We start from the raw sequence: 19,816 nt of genomic DNA on the forward strand, positions 1-19,816 counted from the left end.
GTACACCCGCAATGTCCGCACACCCCTCCTCCACCCACGCGCACTCCGAAGGGGAGTACGAAGACCTGCTCAGCCTCTGGTCCGACCTGGAGTCGGCCCTGTCGGTGCTGCTGAGTCGGCCGCTGCAAGTGCAGGACTTTCCGGGCAAGGTGCGGCAGTTTGATGCCTGGCTGCAAGACCTGGTGGCGCACGACATCGACGCGGCGCTGTACCTGATGTTCCAGCATGCCTCCACATCCACCGTGGGCTACAGCGCATCGCACGCGCTGGTGTGCGGCACGCTGTGCCACATCATGGCGCTGGAGCTCAAGCTGCCGCAGCGTGAGCGCGACAGCCTGGTGCGTGCGGCACTCACCATGAACATTGGCATGACGACCCTGCAGGACGAACTGGCCGTGCAGCGCGAGCGCCCCACGGTAGAGCAGCAGGAGGCCATCAAGAGCCACCCCGAAGACAGCATGCTGCTGCTGGAACGCCTGTTCATCAACGATCCGCTCTGGCTGGACGTGGTGGGGCAACACCATGCCAGCATTGCCGAACGCGTGCCTTTGGCCAACCAGGAGCCGATAGACCGGCTCACCCGCATCCTCGGCACCATTGACCGGTATGCCGCCATGATCAGCCCGCGCAAATCCCGCGCCGGGCGCAGCGCCACCGATTCGGTGCGTGCCATCGTGGGACAAGAGGTGGACCAGCGCGACGAGGTCAGCTACACCCTGGTGCGCTCTATCGGCCTGTGCCCCCCAGGTACGTTTGTCAAACTGGACAACGGCGAAACCGCCATCGTGCTGCGCCGCAGCGACAAGGCCAACCACCCGTTGGTGGCCAGCCTGCTGGACAGCACCGGCAACCACCGCAGCCAGCCCAGCCTGTACCAGACCGCGAGCGGCAAGCCCCGCATCCAGTCGGCCCTGGCCCGGTCCGCAGTGAGCCTGGAACTCAACCACCGCACCATGGTGCGGCTGGGGCTGTACGCCGCGCAGCACAGCGCGGGGCTGCGCGGGCTGGTGACGGCGCCCGGCGCGCTCTGACACAGGGCACGCGCCCAACCGGACGCGTGGCTACATCAGTGTTTGGCCTTGGCTTTTGCTGCGGGCTTTGCCTTGGCGCTCACTTCACCCTCGGCAGGTTTCGCCTTCTTGCTGCCCAGGCGTGATTCCGTGCCGGCAATCAGGCGCTGGATGTTCTCGCGGTGCCGCCAGGCCAGCAGCAGCGCCATCACCACGATCGAGGCTGCAATCGTGCCTTCGGCATACCAGACCACGCCATCCACCAGCAGGTAATACACCGGAGCAAACGCGGCGGCCACCAACGAGGCGAGCGACGAGTAGCGGAAGAAGAACGCAATGATGAGCCAGGTAGCCGCCGTGGCCAGACCCAGCCAACCGCTGATGCCCACCAGCACGCCCAGTGCCGTCGCCACGCCCTTGCCGCCCTCAAACCGGAAGAACACTGGCCACAGGTGCCCCAGGAAAGCGGCCAGCCCCACCAGCGCCACGGTGCCGTCTTCGAGCCCATAGGGGTGGCCAAACCACATCACCAGCGCCACGGGCAGCCAGCCCTTCATCGCATCGAGCAGCAGGGTCACGATGGCCGCCGCCTTGCTGCCCGAGCGCAGCACATTGGTGGCGCCGGGGTTCTTGCTGCCATAGGTGCGCGGATCGCTCAGGCCCATGACACGCGTCACGATGACGGCAAACGACAGCGAGCCCAGCAGGTAGGCGGCCACGGTGGCAAGAACGGGATAGACGGCGGTCAAAGCAACTCCTTGGAAATCAAATGGTCAGCCTTCTGACGGGCTGTATCGCGCGGCGGCCTATTCTGCCAGCGCGCACTGCACCGGTTTGGCGCCCAGCAACTGCACACACACCTGCGGGTCCAGCTGCACCAGAAAGCCCCGGCGCCCGCCGTTGATAGCAATGCGGGGCAACGCGAGGATGGTTTCTTCGATGTAAACCGGCATGGTGCGCCGCGTGCCAAACGGAGACGTCCCCCCCACCAGGTAGCCACTGTGCCGGTTGGCGACCTCGGGTGCACAGGGCTCGACCGACTTGGCGCCGATCTGGCGTGCGAGGTTCTTGGTGGAGACCTTGCGGTTGCCATGCATCAGCACCAGGAGCGGCTTGGCGTCCTGGTCCTGCATGACGAGGGTCTTGACCACGGTGAACGGGTCCAGACCCAGCACCTCGGCGCTGTGCATCGCGCCGCCGTGCTCCAGGTACTCATACGGGTGTTCGGTGAACGCCACCTTGTTCGCCTTGAGCAGCTGGGTGGCTTGGGTCTCGGAAACGTGTTCTTTCTTGGCCATGGTGTGGTGCGGATAGGGCACCGATGGTATCCGTATCCAAATGTGAGCGTGCTGGAATCTGCGGCAATGTGTCAGAACACCGAGGCAGGCGCTGGGGTAGCCTTGCGGCGCCGCCCGACCTTGCGCTTGCCGTATTCCTCGATGGCGATCACCAGCGCTTGCGTGAACTGCTGCACCAGGGCGGACTGGCTACGGCCCTCGGCTGCCAGCACCTGCAGGCGCCGTTGCTGCAGCTGGGTTTCGTCAAATGGCCGGGCAGCCAGCAGGCCCGCCTCCACCCAGCGCGCCGCCGTGAGGTAGCTGGCCAGCACCACGTCCTGCCCGCTCAGCAGCGGCAACAAGGCCGACGAAAAATTGCTCTCCACAGCAGGCACATAGCGCAGGCCCTGCACCGCACAGCTCAGGTCAAACAGCTGCCGCCCCGTGGTGTTGGCGGCCCCCAGCAGCAGTGGGTAGCGCACCACGTCAGCCACGCTCACACTGCGCTGGCGCGCCAGCGGGTGCTGTGCGGGCATGACGGCATAAATGGGTGCGATGGCCGAGTGCAGCACCTGCAGGCCCTTCTCGGGCGCCGTGCTGTACTTCAGCGCCAGATCGGCCTCGCCGCGCAGCACCAGGGCCGACACCTCCTGCGGCACGGCCACCTGCAACTGCAGCTGCACCTGCGGGTACGCCTGCCGAAACCCGCCCATGACCAGCGGCATGAAGGCTGCCGCAAACCCTTCGGTGCAGGCCAGCCGCACCCGCAGGGCACCTTGGGCCGACAGATCCTGCAATTGCTCGACCAGCTCCAGCGCCTGCGCATCGTGTGCACTGGCGTGGGCCAGCAGGCGGGTGCCCGCCTCGGTCAAGTTCATGCCGCGCGCCTGGCGCTCGAACAGCACCACACCCAGGCTGTCTTCCAGCTTGCCCAGCTGCCGGCTCACGGCCGAAGCGGCCACGTGCAGGCGCTGCGCGGCCTGGTTGACAGAGCCGGTGCGCGCCACCTCCAGAAAGTAGCGCAAGGGCAGGCTGAGCAGTGAAATGGCCATGGCTGTTTAAATCACAAAAAGGCAATGGTCAGTTGCCAAATCTCTATTCCGAGCAATGGTAAACCAGCATCCATCTTGCATGGCCTGAGGCTCCAATTCACCCATGCCCTTGCGCGGGCGCCACGTGGCCATTGCTCCCACGCCGCCCGCTGTCGGGGCCCTATCACCGGAGTCCGCATGAAACGCCTTGTTCGAGCCTCTTTCCTGTCTGCCACCCTGGCAGTTCTTGTCGGCCATGCCAGCCTGGCCTGCGCCCAGGCAGCAGCCCCTGCCGACGCCTGGCCCCAGCGCCCCGTGCGCATGGTGGTGCCCTTCCCGCCCGGTGGCGGCACCGACGTGGTGGCACGCGCGCTCGCACAGAAGCTGGCCAGCCGCCTGGGCACGCCGGTGGTGATCGACAACAAGCCGGGTGCCTCCACCATCATCGGCACCGAAGCCGTGGTGCGTGCCGACCCCGACGGCTACACGCTGCTGGTTTCGGGCTCCACCAGCTACACGGTCAACCCTGCCTTGCGCAGCAAGCTGCCCTACGACCCTGCCAAGGACCTCGTGCCCGTGGCCACCGTGGCCCGGGCCCCCCTGGTGCTGGTCGTCAGCGTCAGCGCGCCGTACAAGGACCTGAACGCACTGATCGCCGCAGCCAAGGCAAAGCCCAAGAGCATCCACTACGCCACTTTCGGCTCCGGCTCTGGCCCGCACCTGGCGGGCGCACTGCTGGAGCAGGCGGCCGGGATCCAGCTGCAGGACGTGCCCTACCGGGGCAGCAGCCAGTCGCTGATCGCCCTCATGGGCGGCGAAATCCAGCTAGGTATCGACACCGTGGCAGCTGCGGCGCCGCAAGTGAAGGCCGGCAAGCTGCGCGCCCTGGCCATTGCGGGCAAGTCGCGCTCCAGCATGCTGCCGGGGGTGCCCACCGTGGAGGAACTCAAACTGCCAGACGCCGTGTTCGACGCCTGGTATGCCATCGCCGCCCCCGCCAAGACGCCACAGTCTGTCATCCGAAAGCTGGTGACCGAGGTGGAAGCCGTCACCCGCGACAGTGGCATGCAGGAACAGATGCGCACCCAGGGCATGGAACCCGTGCACCTGGGGCCGGTGGCCACGCGCGCGATGATCGATGACGAGATCGGCCGCTACCGCGCGCTGGCCCACCGCGCCAAGATCGTGGTGGACTGACGAACACCCAACAAGGACCTGCACGATGAACCGCCAACAACTGATTCAAGACGTCCAGCGCTACTTTGACGATGGCCGCTTTGCCACCGACCTGCGCCGCCGTGTGGCCTGGCGCACCGAAAGCGACACTGGCAAGGTGCCGCCCGAACTGCACACCTACCTCACCGACGAAATGGCGCCCTGGCTCGCGCCCCTGGGTTTTGAATGCGAGGTGCTCGACAACCCGTCGCCACAAGGCGGCCCCTTCTTGGTGGCCCGCCGCGTGGAAGACCCTGCGCTCCCCACCGTGCTCACCTACGGCCACGGCGATGTGGTCAACGGACAGGACGCGCAATGGCGCGAGGGCCTCTCGCCCTGGGAGCTCACCATCGAAGGCGAGCGCTGGTATGGCCGAGGCACGGCCGACAACAAAGGCCAGCACACAGTGAGCCTGGCCGCACTCGCCCACACCATCGAGGCCCGGGGCGGCCGCCTGGGCTACAACGTGACGCTGCTCATGGAGATGGGCGAAGAGGCGGGTTCGCCCGGCCTGGCCGCCTTCTGCGAGCAGCACAGTGACGCGCTGAGGGCCGACCTTTTTCTGGCCAGCGACGGCCCCCGCGTGAACGCGGGCCACCCCACCCTCTTCCTGGGTTCACGCGGAGCCATCAACTTCTCTCTCGCGGTGCGCAGCCGCGACAAGGCCTACCACTCCGGCAACTGGGGCGGCGTGCTGGCCAACCCGGCCACCGTGCTCACGCACGCCCTGGCCACGCTGGTGGACGCGAAGGGCCGCATCCTCGTCAAAGGCCTGCTGCCGCCTGCGGTGCCCGACAAGCTGCGCACTGCCCTCAAAGATGTGGTGATTGGCGCCGGCGCCGATGACCCCGCGCTCACCCCCGGCTGGGGCGAGCCCGGCCTGACCCCCGCAGAGCAGCTGGTGGGCTGGAACACGCTGGAGGTGCTGGCGCTGGGCGCGGGTAACGCGCAGCGGCCCATCAACGCCATCCCCGCGCAGGCCGTGGCGCACTGCCAGCTGCGCTTTGTGGTGGGCACCGATTGGCAGAACGTGCAGGCCACGCTGCGCGAACACCTGGATGCGCATGGCTTCAGCCAGGTCGAGATCACCATGGGCATGCACTGCGGCGCCACGCGGCTCGATCTGCACAACCCCTGGGTGGACTGGACGATGGCCTCGCTGCAGGCCAGCGCAGGCCAACCCGCCACGCTGCTGCCCAATCTGGCAGGCTCGCTGCCCAACGACATCTTTGCCGACCAGCTCGGTCTGCCCACGCTGTGGGTGCCGCACTCGTACCCCGCCTGCGCCCAGCATGCGCCCAACGAACATTTGCTGGCGCCCGTGGCACGAGAAGGTCTGGCGGTGATGGCCGGGCTGTTCTGGGACCTGGGCGAGCCCCAAGGGACACCGTGGGTTGAAGGGCGCACCACCCGGCAGGAGGCAACTGCCTGACAGCAGCGCGCACAAACTCGCAGAAAAACAAAGGGGCCTGCACGGCCCCTTGGTTTGATCTTGCCTATTCGCAGGGCCACGCCCTGCCCCCGGTCACAACGCAGGGTCGCGCAGCTCCCAGCGGATAGCGTCAATGGCCTTCAGCACCTCGGGCGACAGCGTGGTGCCCCAGGCATTCAGGTCTTCCTCCAGCTGCGCCACCGACGTCACGCCGATGATGGTGCTGGCCACTTGCCACTTGGTGTAGCAGAACGCCAGCGCCATCTGCGTGGGGGTCATGCCGTTGGCGCGGGCAAGTGCGTTGTAGCGGCGCGATGCCTCCAGCGCCTCGGGGCGGCCCCAGCGTTGTTTGCGCACGGATTCATACGATGCAATGCGCGCACCCTGCGGGGCATTGGGCCCAGCAATGCCGCTTTCGTCGTACTTGCCCGTCAGCAGGCCAAAACCCAGGGGCGAATAGGCCAGCAGAGACACATCCAGGCGGTGGCAGGTTTCATCCAGTCCGTTTTCCCAGGTGCGGTTGATCAGGCAGTACGGGTTCTGCACCGTGGCCACACGCGGCAGGCCGTGCTGCTCGGCCAGGCGCACGAACTCGTGCACGCCATACGGGGTTTCGTTTGACAGGCCGATGTAGCGCACCTTGCCCGCCTTCACCAGCCCGGCCAGCGCTTCCAGCTGCTCGCGGATGGGGGTTTGCGAGGTTTCCTTGGAAGGGTCGTAATACAGGTTGCCGAACGCTGGCACATGGCGCTCGGGCCAGTGGATCTGGTAGAGGTCGATCACATCGGTCTGCAGGCGGCGCAGGCTGGCCTCGCACGACGCCACGATGTCGGCCGCCGTCATGCCCTTGCCCTCGCGCACCCAGGGCATGCCGCGCGATGGGCCGGCCACCTTGGTCGCCACCACCAGCTTCTGGCGCGCGCCAGGGTTCTTGGCAAACCAGTTGCCGATGATGGTCTCGGTGGCGCCAAAGGTCTCGGCCTTGGCGGGCACGGCGTACATCTCGGCCGTGTCGATGAAGTTCACGCCGCGCGCAAGCGACTGGCTCAGGATGGCATGCGAGTCGGCCTCATTGACCTGCTCGCCGAAGGTCATGGTGCCCAGGCAAATGGGGGTGACAAGCAGGTCACTCTGACCCAAGCGGACGGTGTTCATGCGGTGAAGGCTCCAGAAGGTGGGAAAGTAAGCAGGGCCTGCTACGGCCCCGGCTGGCGATGGTACAAGCGATCGCCAAAACCTGCCGGACGCCGGACTCCTTGGTGACACCGCAGGGCGCCCCGCCAGCGTGGCGGCAACGTAACATTGGCACAGCATGTACCAAGTCCTCACCCCTTCGCGCAGCCGCACACTGGCGCTGCGGCACCTCAACTACCACGTCCGCCACTGGGGCCCCGAGCACAGCAACCTGCCCACGCTGGTGCTTTTGCATGGCTGGATGGACGTTAGTGCCTCCTACCAGTTCACGGTGGACGCGCTGCGGCAACCACGCCGCATCATCGCGCCGGACTGGCGCGGTTTTGGCCTCACCACCGGTGCACCGGTAGACCACTATGTGTTTGCCGACTACCTGGCCGACCTGGACCTGCTGCTGGACCACTATGCCCCCGGCGAAGCCATCGACCTGGTGGGCCACAGCATGGGCGGCAACGTGGCCATGATGTACGGCGGTGTGCGGCCCGAGCGCGTGCGCAAGCTCGTCAACCTGGAAGGTTTTGGCCTGCCCGCCACACGCCCCGCGCAGGCGCCCACGCGCTACGCGCAATGGATCGACGAGATCAAGCAGCTGCACCAGGGCACCAAGGAACTCAAGACCTATGACAGCGCCGACGGCGTCGCCCGCCGCCTGATGAAGACCAACCCCCGCCTGTCCGAAGACAAGGCCCAATGGCTGGCCCAGCACTGGGCGCGGCCCAACGCGCAGGGGCAGTGGGAAATCCTGGGTGACCCCGCCCACAAGATCACCAGTGCGCAGCTGTACCGCGCGGACGAAGCCCTGGCCATCTACGAGCGCATTACCGCACCCGTGCTGGCCATCGAGGCCAGTGGCGACAGCCTGGGCCAGTGGTGGAACGGCCGGTACACCCTGGACGAATACCACCAGCGCCTGACCCATGTGCGCACCTGCAGCACGGCCGTTGTGCAAGACGCAGGCCACATGCTGCACCATGACCAGCCCGAGCAGGTGGCACAGCTGATCGAAGCGTTTTTGGATGCTGCCTGAGGAAATTTGACGTTCTGACGCCCGCAAGCGCTAGTGGATATTGCCGGAGCAGCTATCATTTTTGATATGAATGCCACCCAGGGCCCACCCGCCGGCCTGTGCAGATCCGACGGCGGTCTGGCACAAAGGGCATTCGCAGGGCACCTGCCCATCCCATGAGAAAATCGCGGGTTATTCCACAGAACACGCAGGACAAGAATCATGGACGCAGAACGCATCAACCTCATCGGCACCACCCTCAGCGACCTGGCTCTGCGCACGCAAGAGTTACGGAGGTATCTTTGACTTCGATGCCAAATTTGAACGCCTGCGCACGGTAAACGCATCGCTGGAAGACCCCTCCGTCTGGAACGACCCCAAGAAGGCCCAGGAGCTGGGCAAGGAACAAAAGTCGCTCTCCAGCGTGGTCGTCACGCTGGACAAGCTCACCCGCGATCTGGCCGACAACGCCGAGCTGTATGAGATGAGCAAAGAGGAAGGCGATGAAGCCGGCCTTTTGACCATCGAGTCGGAAGCCGCCACGATGCGCGCAGCGGTGGAAGAGCTGGAGTTCCGCCGCATGTTCCGCAACGAGGCGGATCCGCTCAACTGCTTTGTGGACATCCAGGCAGGCGCTGGCGGCACCGAGGCCTGCGACTGGGCCAGCATGCTGCTGCGCCAGTACCTCAAGTACGCCGAGCGCAAGGGCTTCAAGGCCACGGTCGAAGAAGAAACCCCGGGCGACGTGGCCGGCATCAAGAGCGCCACGATCAAGATCGAGGGTGAGTACGCCTTCGGCCTGCTGCGCACCGAAACCGGTGTGCACCGCCTGGTGCGCAAGAGCCCGTTCGACAGTTCGGGCGGCCGCCACACCTCGTTCGCGTCGCTGTTCGTGTACCCCGAAATCGACGACTCCATCGAGATCAACATCAACCCTGCCGACGTGCGCACCGACACCTTCCGAGCCTCCGGCGCGGGCGGTCAGCACATCAACAAGACCGACTCGGCCGTGCGACTCACGCACATCCCCACCGGCATCGTGGTGCAGTGCCAGGACGGCCGCAGCCAGCACAGCAATCGCGACGTGGCATGGCAGCGCCTGCGCAGCCGCCTGTACGACTTCGAGATGCGCAAGCGCATGGAAGAGCAACAGAAATTGGAAGACACCAAGACCGACGTGGGCTGGGGCCACCAGATCCGCAGCTACGTGCTGGACAACAGCCGCATCAAGGACCTGCGCACCAACGTTGAAATCTCGGCCACACAGAAGGTGCTGGACGGCGACCTGGACGCCTTCATCGAAGCTTCGTTGAAGCAAGGCGTCTGAGCGATGCGGATGCGCACCGACGCCATCATCTTCGACATGGACGGCACCATGATCGACTCCATGCCCTGGCACGCCCAGGCGTGGGTCGAGTTCGCACGCCGCCGGGGCATGGACATCGACGTGCCCGACCTCATGGCCCGCACCACGGGCCGCAATGGCACCGAGTGCATCGTGGAACTGTTGGGACGCCCTGTGTCGCAGGACGAGGCCGACGCGCTCACGCACGAAAAAGAAACCATCTACCGCGAGCTGTTCGCCCCGCGTTTCTCCGAAGTGGCGGGCTTTCGCCAGTTTGCGGCCCAGGTGCGCGCGCGTGGTCTCAAGGTGGCGGTGGGCACCGCGGGTGACATCGGCAACGTGGAATTCGCACTGGGCCACCTGGGCCTGGAACCCGCGCCCCAGGCCATCGTGCGTGGCGATGAGGGCCTGCCCGGCAAGCCCCAGCCCGCGATCTTTCTGGAGGCGGCACGCCGCATCGCGGCAGCCCCCGAGCATTGCATCGTCTTTGAAGACGCGCCTTTCGGCATCGAGGCAGCGCGCCGCGCAGGCATGCGTGCCGTGGCCATCTGCAGCACCCACACGCCCGAACAACTGGCCGGGCCCCATGTGCTGGCCGCCGTGCGCGACTACACAGAACTCATGAACACCGACTTTCTGGAGAGCATCCATGTTGCAACTGCATAAAGCCGACGGAAGCGGAGACGGCGCGGCCCCGGCCATCGCCATCCGCCGCGAGGACTACACCGCCCCCGCCTACTGGATCGACAGCGTCGAGCTGACCTTCGACCTGGACCCGAACAAGACACGCGTGCTAAACCGCATGACGCTGCGCCGCAACCCCGACGTGGCCGCGCAGCCGCTCAAGCTCGACGGTGACGACCTGAACCTGGCGCGCGTGCTGGTCAACGGCCAGGGCACATCGTTCAAGATGGAAGGCACCCGCCTGGTGCTGGAGAACCTGCCCGAAGGCTCCGAGCCTTTCGCGCTCGAGATCTTCACCACCTGCTGCCCCGCCAAGAACACGCAGCTCATGGGCCTGTACGTGAGCCAGGGCACATTCTTCACGCAGTGCGAGGCCGAGGGCTTTCGCCGCATCACCTACTTCCTGGACCGGCCCGATGTGATGGCCAGCTACACCGTCACACTGCGCGCCGACAAGGCCCAGTACCCGGTGCTGCTGAGCAACGGCAATCTGGTGGACAGCGGGGACCTGGAAGACGGCCGCCACTTTGCGAAGTGGGTCGACCCGCACAAGAAGCCCTGCTACCTGTTCGCCCTGGTGGCGGGCAAGCTGGTGGCCCGTGAGCAGAAGATCAAGAGCCGCTCGGGGACCGACCACCTGCTGCAGGTCTACGTGCGCCCCGGCGATCTGGGCAAGACCGAACACGCCATGAACTCGCTAATGTACAGCGTGGCTTGGGACGAAGCCCGCTTCGGCCTGCCGCTGGACCTGGAGCGCTTCATGATCGTCGCCACCAGCGACTTCAACATGGGCGCCATGGAGAACAAGGGCCTGAACATCTTCAACACGAAGTACGTTCTGGCCAGCGAATCCACCGCCACCGACACCGACTTCGCCAACATCGAAAGCGTAGTCGGCCACGAGTACTTCCACAACTGGACCGGCAACCGCGTCACCTGCCGTGACTGGTTCCAGCTGAGCCTGAAGGAAGGCCTCACCGTCTTCCGCGACCAGGAGTTCAGCATGGACCTCGCGGGCAGCCCCTCGGCCCGCGCCGTCAAGCGCATCGAAGACGTGCGCGTGCTGCGCACAGCCCAGTTCCCCGAAGACGCAGGCCCCATGGCCCACCCGGTGCGGCCCGACAGCTACGTCGAGATCAACAACTTCTACACCGTCACCATCTACGAAAAGGGTGCCGAGGTGGTGCGCATGCAGCACAACCTGGTGGGCCGCGAAGGCTTTGCCAAGGGCATGAAGCTGTACTTCGAGCGCCACGACGGCCAGGCCGTGACCTGCGATGACTTTGTGCAGGCCATTGCCGATGCCAACCCGGGCAGCCCGCTCACGCAGCACCTTGGGCAGTTCAAGCGCTGGTACAGCCAGGCCGGCACGCCCCGCGTGCGCGCCACGGGCCGCTACGACGCCGCCACACGCTGCTATGCGCTCACGCTGTCGCAAAGCTGCGCGGCTACGCCCGGCCAGAGCGAAAAGCAACCCTTCGTCATACCCGTCGAACTGGGCCTGATTGACGCTAGCACCGGCGCCGCCCTGCCCCTGCAACTTGCGGGCGAAGGCGCTGCAGAAGGTGCTACCCACGCCACCTCGCGCGTGGTGGTGCTCACCGAGGCATCGCAGACCCTGACCTTCACCAACCTGGATGCCGAACCCGTGCCCTCGCTGCTGCGCGGCTTCAGCGCGCCCGTGGTGCTGGACATCGACTACACCGACGCGCAGTTGCTCACCCTGCTGGCGCACGACGCCGACGCTTTCAACCGCTGGGAAGCAGGCCAGCGCCTGGCACTGCGGATTGCTATCAATACAATAGCTGACGAGGCATATAAAACTAGCGCTACCGACCGATTTGACCAAGCCATCCTGTCTGCAGAGTTTGTGGAAGCCATGCGCAGCGTGCTGCGTAACCCGGCCCTGGATGCAGCGTTCAAGGAGCTGGTGCTCACGTTGCCCTCCGAAACCTACATCGCCGAGCAGCTGGACGTAGTGGACCCGCAGCGCATCCACGCGGTGCGCGAAGCCATGCGCGAAGAGCTGGCACTGGCGCTGCAGTCCGACTGGGAAACTGCCTGGGAGCAGAACCAGGACACCGGCGGCTACCGCCCCGACCCCGTCTCCTCCGGCCGCCGAGCGCTCAGCGGCCTGGCGCTGCACATGCTGTGCATTGCCGCGCAGAAGACAGGCGATGTGGTGTGGCCTGGCAAGGCCTACCAGCGCTTCAAGGTGGCTGGCAATATGACGGACCGCTTCAACGCCCTGACCGCCCTGGTAGCCAGTGGCAGCGAGCTGGCCGCTCCTGCCCTGGCGCGCTTTCACGCCATGTTCAAGGACGAGCCGCTGGTCATCGACAAGTGGTTTGCATTGCAAGCCGGCGCCCCGGACCGTGGCGGCAACGTGTTGCCCGCCGTGCGCCAGCTCATGTCGCACCCGGACTTCAGCCTCAAGAACCCGAACCGCGCACGCAGTGTGATCTTCAGCTACTGCAGTGCCAACCCCGGCGCGTTCCACCGGTCGGACGCAGCGGGCTACGTGTTCTGGAGCGACCGCGTGATCGAGCTGGACGCCATCAACCCACAGGTTGCCGCGCGCCTTGCGCGTGCGCTCGACCGCTGGAAGAAGCTGGCAGACCCCTGGCGCAGCGCTGCCCGCGAGGCCATCGCCCGCGTCGCCGCCAAGCCCGACCTGTCCAACGACGTGCGCGAGGTGGTGACCCGCGCGCTTGCCGAATAAACCACGACCGAGAAGAGACTGACATGGCAAAAAGCATCAGCCTGACCCGCTACCTCGTTGAGCAGCAACGGGTGGACGGACTCATCCCCTCGCAGCTGCGCCTGCTGCTTGAAGTGGTGGCCCGCGCCTGCAAAAGCATCAGCCACGCCGTGAACAAAGGTGCGCTGGGCGGCGTGCTGGGCACGGCCAGCAGCGAAAACGTGCAGGGCGAGATCCAGAAAAAGCTCGACATCATCGCCAACGAGGTGCTGATCGAAGCCAACGAATGGGGCGGTCACCTGGCGGCCATGGCGTCCGAAGAAATGGACGGCATCTATCTGGTGCCCAACCGCTACCCACAGGGAGAATACCTGCTGCTGTTCGACCCCCTCGACGGCTCCAGCAACATCGACGTGAATGTGAGCATCGGCACCATCTTCAGCGTGCTGAAGAAGCCCGACGGTGATCGGGGCGTAGAGGAAGGCGACTTCCTCCAGCCCGGCACGCAGCAAGTGGCCGCAGGCTACTGCATCTACGGCCCGCAAACCACGCTGGTGCTCACTGTGGGCGACGGCGTGGCGATGTTCACGCTGGACCGCGAACAAGGCTCCTTCGTGCTGACCGAAGAGAACATCCGCATTCCCGAAGACACCAAAGAATTCGCGATCAACATGAGCAACATGCGCCACTGGGACGAGCCCGTGAAGCGCTACATCGACGAATGCCTGCAGGGCAAGGAAGGCCCGCGCGGCAAGGACTTCAACATGCGCTGGATCGCCAGCATGGTGGCCGACGTGCACCGCATCCTGACCCGTGGTGGCGTCTTCATGTACCCGTGGGACAAACGCGAGCCCAACAAGCCCGGCAAGCTGCGCCTGATGTACGAGGCCAACCCCATGGGCTGGCTGGTAGAACAAGCCGGTGGTGCAGCCACCAATGGCAAGCAACGCATCCTCGATATCCAGCCCACCCAGCTCCATGAGCGCGTCAGCGTGATCCTCGGCTCAAAAAATGAGGTGGAGCGCGTGACCAGCTACCATTCCACGCTATAATCCAAGGCTAAGCCGGTGTAGCTCAGTCGGTAGAGCAGCTCATTCGTAATGAGAAGGTCGGGTGTTCGATTCATCTCTCCGGCACCAAATGAAAAGCCCTGATTCGCAAGAGTCAGGGCTTTTTCATTGGCCGCTCCGGAGCAACAACCCAGCCCACCGCTGGATAACAAGAACAGGCGGTGCGACCAGTGGGTGGCGCAGATCAACCCACTGCCGGAACATGCGATACAGCATTGCCAACAGGAAGCGCCGCCACTCGGTGAGCCCACCGCCATCGTCAACAATGGTGTCGGACATGTGTTGCATCCGCCAGATGGCAGCTTAGGTATTTGCAAACATTGGCAACTGATGCAGACTGGCGCTTCAGCTTGCCACCACAGGTTGCCCGGTCAACTGGCAACAGGCCGCACACCAAAGTCTCACACCTCCACTACCAGCACCATCATGAGTGTCGAACGCAGAGGCAGCATGGACCGCCGCACTGGCAAGGATCGCCGCCAGGAAGAAAAAGGTCCTCCCACCAATTTCGAGCGGCGCCGAGCCATCGAGGCGCGCCAGCCCGAATTGACAGAGCTACACATGAGCGAGGATGAGCTCAAGGCATTGGGCTTTGCGCCCACGCCCAAAGGCAACCCTCGCAAGACAGGCTAGGTACAGCGCCCGGTCCGGGTGCGCTTGTGGGCTCTCCCCGCTCCGCGTGTCATCCCATGACACAGCTTGCGCTGCATAGCCCTACTGCTCGATGCCAGAGAGCGGCAGGCTGATCAACCGGTGTGCCACCATATCCAGCGCAGGCCTCGCGTTGCCTTGTTTGTCCGTCCAGACACGAGGATTCAAGCTGCCAGAAAGCGCCACTGAATCACCGTCGCGCAACTGGTGAAGTGACGCGCAGAGACCCTCGTCAAAGGCGATGACGTTGATGAAAAGCACTTCGCCCTCCGCCGTGCTGGCTCTCACCTTCGCCAAGGTGTAGGCCTTGCCCGCTTTGTCCGTGCGGCGCTCCGCCTCACCGTAAAGCCGTCCGGCTACCAAGCCATCAATCATGAAGGTCTCCATGCCCATCGTGGGCGTGTTGTTGCGCCCCTCCCAGGCCCCGCAATCACTGCATGGCCAATGTCACCGGCAAGGGCGTCTGAAGTCGCCGCACGCACGGCACGCAGGCACGGTGTGTGCATGGAGCGATGCGCCACCACCGAACCGCAACGCTGACGCCGTTAAAACCAGCGGAGGAGAAAAGCAAAAAAGCCCAGAACCTTTCGGCTCTGGGCTTTTGCTATCAATGGTCGGCGTGGCGGGATTCGAACTCGCGACCCCTTGCACCCCATGCAAGTGCGCTACCAGGCTGCGCTACACGCCGACAAGACTTATATTATATGCAGAAAAAGCTCAGTTCAGAGAAAGTAGCGCACGAATTTCAAATAATTCTTGGCGCACTGCGTTGGAGTCCAGGGAGAAGCCCGCAGCAACAATAGAAAGGTCGCGCGCGCTGTCCACCAGCATGCTGGGTGGCTCTGCGTCCTGCGGCAGAGAAGCCTCGTCCGACCCAACAACTTCTCGCGCAGCATGTGCAAGCTCTTGCAGGCGATTGCGCGCTCCACTGATGGTGAAGCCCTGGTCGTATAGCAGATCACGGATGCGGCGAATCATCAGCACCTCATGGTGCTGGTAATAACGCCGGTTGCCACGCCGCTTCATGGGCCGCAGCTGCGTGAACTCCTGCTCCCAGTAACGCAAAACATGCGGTTTGACGCCGCACAGCTCCGCAACCTCACCAATCGTGAAGTATCGCTTGGCGGGAATGGAAGGGAGGGTGGTGCCCATGAGATGCGTGTTCAAACGGGAAAGCTTTCAAGCGTACTGCAGACCAGCCTGCACCGCCAGCCACCAAGAACATCTTGGCAACAAAAACAGCACAAACTCACGCAACAGCGGCCGTCTGAATCTGCTCCTTGAGCTTGCTGCTGGCATGGAAAGTCACCACGCGACGCGCCTTGATGGGTATGGCCTCGCCCGTGCGTGGATTGCGCCCGGGACGGGGAGCCTTGGTCCGGATCTGAAAGTTACCAAACCCCGAAAGCTTCACGTCCTTGCCTTCGACAAGGCTTTGGGCAATCAAGTCGAAGAAGGCATCGATCATGTCCTTGGACTCGCGCTTGTTCAAGCCGATCTGATCGAACAACAGATCCGCCAACTGCGCCTTGGTCAGTGCCGGTGTTTCCAGGCTTTCAACTGCGAATTCGATCATGGCTCGTCACTCCCCTTGGACATCATCACACCCGCAGACGGGCGCCCGTGCGCTGCGTCAACTGAGTGATCACGGATTGCATCGCTGCGTCGATTTCTGCCTCAGTGAGCGTGGCTTCATCGCGCCCCAGAGTGAGGCGCACGGCCAGGCTCTTCTCGCCAGGGGCCAAGCCACCCGCAGGCGCCTCTTCGCCCGCCCGCAGCGCCTTGGGCCGATACACGTCAAACAGCACGGCAGAGCGGAGCATGCCACCCGGAACGGCTTGCTCTACCGCACCCATGATGTCGGCGTGCGTCACGCGCTCTGCCACCACCACGGCCAAATCGCGCTCTACAGCCTGGTGTTTGGTCACCGGCTTGAACTGAGGCACCACACGCTGCAGCACGGCGTCAAGCTCCAGTTCGAACATCACAGGCGCCTGAGGCAGGTCCCACGACTGGCGCCACTGTGGATGCAATTCGCCCACGAAGCCAATAGCACGCCCTTCGACCAGCACGCGGGCGCATCGGCCCGGGTGCATGGCGGGGTGGGTGTCGGGCTCGAACGTTGCGCGCAGGGGGGCCAGAAGCGCTTCCACGTCCCCCTTCACATCAAAGAAGTCGATGGCCTGATCCTTGCGCCCCCACTGCAGCATGTCGTTCGGACCATACGCCAGTCCCGACACGCGCATGGGCTGGTGAAAGCCTTCGACCGTGGTGTCGGTGTTGCGCACGCCGCCGTCGCGCAGGAACACACGGCCCAGTTCGAAGATGCGCACCCGCTCGGCCTTGCGGTCCAGGTTGAACTTCAAAACTTGTAGCAGAGAACCCAATAAAGTCGAGCGCATCACGCTCATCTGACTTGCGATCGGATTGAGCAGCTTGATGGGTTGCGGGTTGGCGGCCAACTCGTGCTCCCAACGCTCTTCCACAAAGCTGAAATTGATCGTTTCCTGATACCCCAGGGCTGCCAGCGAACGGCGCACCGCAAACGGGCTGCGCGTGGCCTCGAGCGCCAGCTTGGGCGTAATGGGTGCCAGCGGTGGAGTGGTCGGAAGGTTGTTGTAGCCCACCATACGGGCCACTTCTTCGATCAGGTCTTCCTCGATGGTGATATCGAAACGGAACGACGGCGGCGTGACCGTGAGCGCACCTTCGCCCTGCACCACCGGCAGGCCCAGGCGGGTCAGCGCGTCGGCGCATTGCACCTGCGTCAGCGGCATGCCGATGACTTTGGCAGCACGCGCCACGCGCAGCGTGACGGGCTGTGGCACAGGCAAGTTGACCACTTGGTCGTCCATAGGGCCGCATGCCGTATCGGCCGTACCGCAGATGTCGATGACGAGTTGGGTAATGCGCTCGATGTGCTCCACCGTGAGGCTCGGATCCACGCCGCGCTCAAAACGATGGCCAGCATCCGTCGAGAAGTTGAAGCGGCGCGAACGGCCTGCCACCGCCTTGGGCCACCAGAAAGCCGCCTCGATATAGATGTGCCGGGTGTCATCAGACACCGCCGTGGCGTCTCCGCCCATGATGCCCGCCAGCGATTCCACCTGGCTGTCATCGGCGATCACGCCCACCTTGTCATCCACCGTGATGGTGTTGCCATTGAGCAGCTTCAGCTGCTCACCCGGCTTTCCCCAGCGCACGTCCAGGCCACCATGGATCTTGTCCAGGTCAAAAATGTGCGAAGGACGTCCCAACTCAAACATCACATAGTTGGAAATGTCTACCAGCGGCGACACACCACGCTGGCCGCAGCGTGCCAGGCGATCGAGCATCCACTGAGGCGTGGCAGCCCGCGTATTCACGTTGCGCACGATACGGCCGGAGAAACGGCCACACAGGTCAGGCGCGCTCACTTTGACGGGCAGTTTGTCCGTCAGCTTTGCGGCCACGGCAGGGAACGATGGATTTTTCAGCGGCGTACCCGTCAATGCGGACACTTCTCGCGCGATGCCATAGACGCTCAGGCAATGTGCAAGATTGGGCGTGAGCTTGAGCGTGAACAGCGTGTCGTCCAGGTTCAGGTGGGTGCGGATGTCCTGGCCCACGGGTGCAGAGGCGTCGAGCTCGAGCAGACCGCCATGGTCCTCTGACAGTTTAAGCTCACGGGCGGAGCACAACATGCCTTGGCTTTCCACTCCGCGCAGTTTGCCCACCTTGATGAGGAAAGGTTTGCCATCGTCACCCGGCGGGAGCTCGGCACCCACCAGTGCGCAAGGCACCTTGATACCCACGCGGGCATTGGGCGCACCACAAACGATGTTCAGCAGGGCGCCCTGCCCCACGTCCACTTGGCACACACGCAGGCGGTCGGCGTCTGGGTGCTGTACCGCCTCCTTGATCTCACCCACCACGATCTTGGTGAAAGGCGGGGCCACGGGGCGCAGCTCCTCCACCTCGAGGCCGGCCATCGTCAGCGTTTCGGCCAGCTCGGCCGTCGTCAAAGGGGGGTTGCAGAACTCACGCAACCAGGATTCAGGAAATTGCATAGTCGGACACTCTTGTACGGAAGGTGCGCAGCACGGCCACAGGGCTCGCGCACGGCGCGAAGTCGGCGGGCTTTACTGGAACTGCGACAGGAAGCGGATGTCGCCGTCAAAGAACAGGCGCAGGTCATTGACGCCATAGCGCAGCATGGTCAGGCGGTCGGGTCCCATGCCGAATGCAAAGCCGATGTACTTCTCAGGGTCAAGACCCATATTGCGCACCACGTTGGGGTGCACCTGGCCCGAGCCCGCCACTTCGAGCCAACGGCCTGCAAGCGGGCCCGTCTGGAACTGGATATCGATCTCGGCGCTGGGCTCTGTGAACGGGAAGAAACTGGGACGGAAGCGCAACACGAGATCGTCGCTCTCGAAGAACGTGCGGCAGAAATCCGTGAAGATGACTTTCAGGTCCTTGAAACTCACGTTCTCACCAATCCAGAGACCTTCGCACTGGTGAAACATGGGCGAGTGCGTAGCGTCGCTGTCCACGCGGTAGGTACGGCCGGGGGCAATGACGCGGATCTCGGGCATCGCCTGACCGGCATCGAGCGCAGCCCGGTGCTTTTTGACATGCTGGACCGCATGGCGGATCTGCATGGGGCTGGTGTGTGTGCGCAGCAGGTTGGGAGCGGTGGCAGTGCCGCCCTCCACATAGAACGTGTCATGCATGGAACGCGCAGGATGGTCTTCCGGCGTATTCAGTGCAGTGAAGTTGAACCAGTCGGTCTCGATCTCAGGGCCTTCGGCGACGTCAAAACCCATGGAACCGAAGATGCCCTGGATGCGTTCAAGCGTGAGCGACACCGGGTGCAAGCCACCCTGCCCGCGCTGGCGGCCTGGCAGGCTCACGTCCAGTGCTTCGGCCTTGAGCTGCAATTGAAGTTCGGCATCGGCCAGAGCTTGGCGGCGAGCGGTCAGCGCAGCCTCGATGGCCTGCTTGACAACGTTGATGGCTGCGCCGCGGGATTTCTTTTCCTCGACGGACAGCTGCGCCATGCCCTTCATGAGCTCGGTCACGCGACCTGACTTGCCCAGAAACTGCGCCTTGGCGTTTTCGAGGTCAGCAGGGGTTGCGCTTTGGGCAAACAGTTGCGTCGCGCTCTCGACCAGGGAATCCAACTCGTTCATATCGACTCTTGAAAATGAACAAGGGC

19 protein-coding genes and 2 tRNA genes are annotated in these 19,816 nt (G+C 64.2%); 10 read left to right on the forward strand and 11 right to left on the reverse strand.

Annotated elements, in window-relative coordinates; translation table 11 throughout:
- Positions 1-11 precede the first annotated feature (11 nt).
- Complete coding sequence (locus tag N4G42_RS12590; RefSeq protein WP_260667391.1) at positions 12-1,031, forward strand: HD-GYP domain-containing protein; 1,020 nt, start codon at positions 12-14, stop codon at positions 1,029-1,031.
- Between the two features lie 35 nt (positions 1,032-1,066).
- On the opposite strand, the gene plsY is transcribed toward N4G42_RS12590, so the two are convergent.
- The 3 genes from plsY to N4G42_RS12605 all read right to left on the reverse strand — a co-directional run bounded on the left by plsY (position 1,067) and on the right by N4G42_RS12605 (position 3,339).
- Positions 1,067-1,759: a glycerol-3-phosphate 1-O-acyltransferase PlsY gene (gene plsY / locus N4G42_RS12595; protein ID WP_260667392.1), complete on the reverse strand. Its 693-nt coding sequence runs from the start codon at positions 1,757-1,759 to the stop codon at positions 1,067-1,069.
- Positions 1,760-1,816: 57 nt separating this feature from the next.
- A complete protein-coding gene (locus N4G42_RS12600; RefSeq protein WP_056063754.1) occupies positions 1,817-2,308 on the reverse strand; it encodes an aminoacyl-tRNA deacylase in 492 nt (163 codons plus the stop codon).
- 71 nt (positions 2,309-2,379) lie between these two features.
- Positions 2,380-3,339: a LysR family transcriptional regulator gene (locus N4G42_RS12605; RefSeq protein WP_260667393.1), complete on the reverse strand. Its 960-nt coding sequence runs from the start codon at positions 3,337-3,339 to the stop codon at positions 2,380-2,382.
- Between the two features lie 177 nt (positions 3,340-3,516).
- On the opposite strand from N4G42_RS12605, the gene N4G42_RS12610 reads away from it, so the two are divergent.
- A complete protein-coding gene (locus N4G42_RS12610) occupies positions 3,517-4,515 on the forward strand; it encodes a tripartite tricarboxylate transporter substrate binding protein (protein ID WP_260667394.1) in 999 nt (332 codons plus the stop codon).
- 25 nt (positions 4,516-4,540) lie between these two features.
- Positions 4,541-5,965 (forward strand): M20 family metallopeptidase, encoded by a 1,425-nt coding sequence (locus tag N4G42_RS12615; RefSeq protein WP_260667395.1) that lies wholly within the window; start codon positions 4,541-4,543, stop codon positions 5,963-5,965.
- A 93-nt stretch (positions 5,966-6,058) separates the two neighbouring features.
- Here the strand turns inward: N4G42_RS12615 and N4G42_RS12620 are convergent, their stop codons facing one another.
- Complete coding sequence (locus N4G42_RS12620; protein ID WP_260667396.1) at positions 6,059-7,120, reverse strand: aldo/keto reductase; 1,062 nt, start codon at positions 7,118-7,120, stop codon at positions 6,059-6,061.
- A gap of 157 nt (positions 7,121-7,277) precedes the next feature.
- Between N4G42_RS12620 and N4G42_RS12625 the strand changes: the two genes are divergently transcribed.
- The 6 genes from N4G42_RS12625 to N4G42_RS12650 all read left to right on the forward strand — a co-directional run bounded on the left by N4G42_RS12625 (position 7,278) and on the right by N4G42_RS12650 (position 14,034).
- Positions 7,278-8,186 carry an alpha/beta fold hydrolase gene (locus N4G42_RS12625; RefSeq protein ID WP_260667397.1) on the forward strand — a complete coding sequence of 303 codons (909 nt, stop codon included), beginning with the start codon at positions 7,278-7,280 and terminating at the stop codon, positions 8,184-8,186.
- A gap of 201 nt (positions 8,187-8,387) precedes the next feature.
- A protein-coding gene (gene prfB, locus N4G42_RS12630; protein WP_099730502.1) for a peptide chain release factor 2 occupies positions 8,388-9,492 on the forward strand; the annotation gives its coding sequence in 2 pieces (ribosomal slippage) (positions 8,388-8,468 and positions 8,470-9,492; 1,104 coding nt in all).
- A 9-nt stretch (positions 9,493-9,501) separates the two neighbouring features.
- Complete coding sequence (locus tag N4G42_RS12635) at positions 9,502-10,176, forward strand: HAD family hydrolase (protein WP_056746407.1); 675 nt, start codon at positions 9,502-9,504, stop codon at positions 10,174-10,176.
- The gene (gene pepN / locus N4G42_RS12640; RefSeq protein WP_260667398.1) at positions 10,160-12,916 is read left to right on the forward strand and encodes an aminopeptidase N; all 2,757 of its coding nucleotides are present in this window, start codon (positions 10,160-10,162) and stop codon (positions 12,914-12,916) included. Before N4G42_RS12635 ends, pepN begins: the two co-directional genes overlap by 17 nt.
- A 23-nt stretch (positions 12,917-12,939) precedes the next feature.
- Complete coding sequence (locus N4G42_RS12645) at positions 12,940-13,947, forward strand: class 1 fructose-bisphosphatase (protein WP_063460605.1); 1,008 nt, start codon at positions 12,940-12,942, stop codon at positions 13,945-13,947.
- 11 nt (positions 13,948-13,958) lie between these two features.
- Positions 13,959-14,034 (forward strand) — tRNA-Thr (locus tag N4G42_RS12650).
- A 36-nt stretch (positions 14,035-14,070) separates the two neighbouring features.
- On the opposite strand, the gene N4G42_RS12655 is transcribed toward N4G42_RS12650, so the two are convergent.
- The gene (locus N4G42_RS12655; protein WP_260667400.1) at positions 14,071-14,244 is read right to left on the reverse strand and encodes a hypothetical protein; all 174 of its coding nucleotides are present in this window, start codon (positions 14,242-14,244) and stop codon (positions 14,071-14,073) included.
- A 171-nt stretch (positions 14,245-14,415) separates the two neighbouring features.
- Here N4G42_RS12655 and N4G42_RS12660 point away from each other — a divergent pair, with 171 nt between their 5' ends.
- Positions 14,416-14,598: a hypothetical protein gene (locus N4G42_RS12660; RefSeq protein ID WP_056063784.1), complete on the forward strand. Its 183-nt coding sequence runs from the start codon at positions 14,416-14,418 to the stop codon at positions 14,596-14,598.
- A gap of 81 nt (positions 14,599-14,679) precedes the next feature.
- On the opposite strand, the gene N4G42_RS12665 is transcribed toward N4G42_RS12660, so the two are convergent.
- The 6 genes from N4G42_RS12665 to pheS form a co-directional block, all read right to left on the reverse strand.
- Positions 14,680-14,991, reverse strand: coding sequence for a single-stranded DNA-binding protein (locus tag N4G42_RS12665; protein WP_056746726.1), 312 nt, complete (start codon positions 14,989-14,991; stop codon positions 14,680-14,682).
- Positions 14,992-15,227: 236 nt separating this feature from the next.
- A tRNA-Pro gene (locus tag N4G42_RS12670) sits at positions 15,228-15,304 on the reverse strand.
- Positions 15,305-15,333: 29 nt separating this feature from the next.
- Positions 15,334-15,768, reverse strand: a complete 435-nt coding sequence (locus N4G42_RS12675; RefSeq protein WP_056746443.1) for a MerR family transcriptional regulator — start codon at positions 15,766-15,768, stop codon at positions 15,334-15,336.
- A gap of 97 nt (positions 15,769-15,865) precedes the next feature.
- Complete coding sequence (locus N4G42_RS12680; RefSeq protein ID WP_056063789.1) at positions 15,866-16,192, reverse strand: integration host factor subunit alpha; 327 nt, start codon at positions 16,190-16,192, stop codon at positions 15,866-15,868.
- Positions 16,193-16,217: 25 nt separating this feature from the next.
- A complete protein-coding gene (gene pheT, locus N4G42_RS12685; RefSeq protein WP_260667401.1) occupies positions 16,218-18,665 on the reverse strand; it encodes a phenylalanine--tRNA ligase subunit beta in 2,448 nt (815 codons plus the stop codon).
- Positions 18,666-18,737: 72 nt separating this feature from the next.
- Complete coding sequence (gene pheS, locus N4G42_RS12690) at positions 18,738-19,790, reverse strand: phenylalanine--tRNA ligase subunit alpha (RefSeq protein ID WP_260667402.1); 1,053 nt, start codon at positions 19,788-19,790, stop codon at positions 18,738-18,740.
- Positions 19,791-19,816 lie beyond the last annotated feature (26 nt).

It is taken from the genome of Acidovorax sp. K2F, from assembly GCF_025246485.1.
Classification (GTDB): domain Bacteria; phylum Pseudomonadota; class Gammaproteobacteria; order Burkholderiales; family Burkholderiaceae_C; genus Acidovorax; species Acidovorax delafieldii.

Bases quoted from the DNA above. Each gene is read 5' to 3' on its own strand.
- N4G42_RS12675 (WP_056746443.1), bottom strand. From the start codon at position 15,768: ATGGGCACCACCCTCCCTTCCATTCCCGCCAAGCGATACTTCACGATT.
- N4G42_RS12620 (WP_260667396.1), bottom strand. From the start codon at position 7,120: ATGAACACCGTCCGCTTGGGTCAGAGTGACCTGCTTGTCACCCCCATT.
- N4G42_RS12615 (WP_260667395.1), top strand. From the start codon at position 4,541: ATGAACCGCCAACAACTGATTCAAGACGTCCAGCGCTACTTTGACGAT.
- N4G42_RS12625 (WP_260667397.1), top strand. From the start codon at position 7,278: ATGTACCAAGTCCTCACCCCTTCGCGCAGCCGCACACTGGCGCTGCGG.
- N4G42_RS12635 (WP_056746407.1), top strand. From the start codon at position 9,502: ATGCGCACCGACGCCATCATCTTCGACATGGACGGCACCATGATCGAC.
- N4G42_RS12610 (WP_260667394.1), top strand. From the start codon at position 3,517: ATGAAACGCCTTGTTCGAGCCTCTTTCCTGTCTGCCACCCTGGCAGTT.
- N4G42_RS12590 (WP_260667391.1), top strand. From the start codon at position 12: ATGTCCGCACACCCCTCCTCCACCCACGCGCACTCCGAAGGGGAGTAC.
- N4G42_RS12660 (WP_056063784.1), top strand. From the start codon at position 14,416: ATGGACCGCCGCACTGGCAAGGATCGCCGCCAGGAAGAAAAAGGTCCT.
- N4G42_RS12645 (WP_063460605.1), top strand. From the start codon at position 12,940: ATGGCAAAAAGCATCAGCCTGACCCGCTACCTCGTTGAGCAGCAACGG.
- pheT (WP_260667401.1), bottom strand. From the start codon at position 18,665: ATGCAATTTCCTGAATCCTGGTTGCGTGAGTTCTGCAACCCCCCTTTG.
- N4G42_RS12680 (WP_056063789.1), bottom strand. From the start codon at position 16,192: ATGATCGAATTCGCAGTTGAAAGCCTGGAAACACCGGCACTGACCAAG.
- N4G42_RS12655 (WP_260667400.1), bottom strand. From the start codon at position 14,244: ATGTCCGACACCATTGTTGACGATGGCGGTGGGCTCACCGAGTGGCGG.
- N4G42_RS12605 (WP_260667393.1), bottom strand. From the start codon at position 3,339: ATGGCCATTTCACTGCTCAGCCTGCCCTTGCGCTACTTTCTGGAGGTG.
- pepN (WP_260667398.1), top strand. From the start codon at position 10,160: ATGTTGCAACTGCATAAAGCCGACGGAAGCGGAGACGGCGCGGCCCCG.
- N4G42_RS12665 (WP_056746726.1), bottom strand. From the start codon at position 14,991: ATGATTGATGGCTTGGTAGCCGGACGGCTTTACGGTGAGGCGGAGCGC.
- pheS (WP_260667402.1), bottom strand. From the start codon at position 19,790: ATGAACGAGTTGGATTCCCTGGTCGAGAGCGCGACGCAACTGTTTGCC.
- N4G42_RS12600 (WP_056063754.1), bottom strand. From the start codon at position 2,308: ATGGCCAAGAAAGAACACGTTTCCGAGACCCAAGCCACCCAGCTGCTC.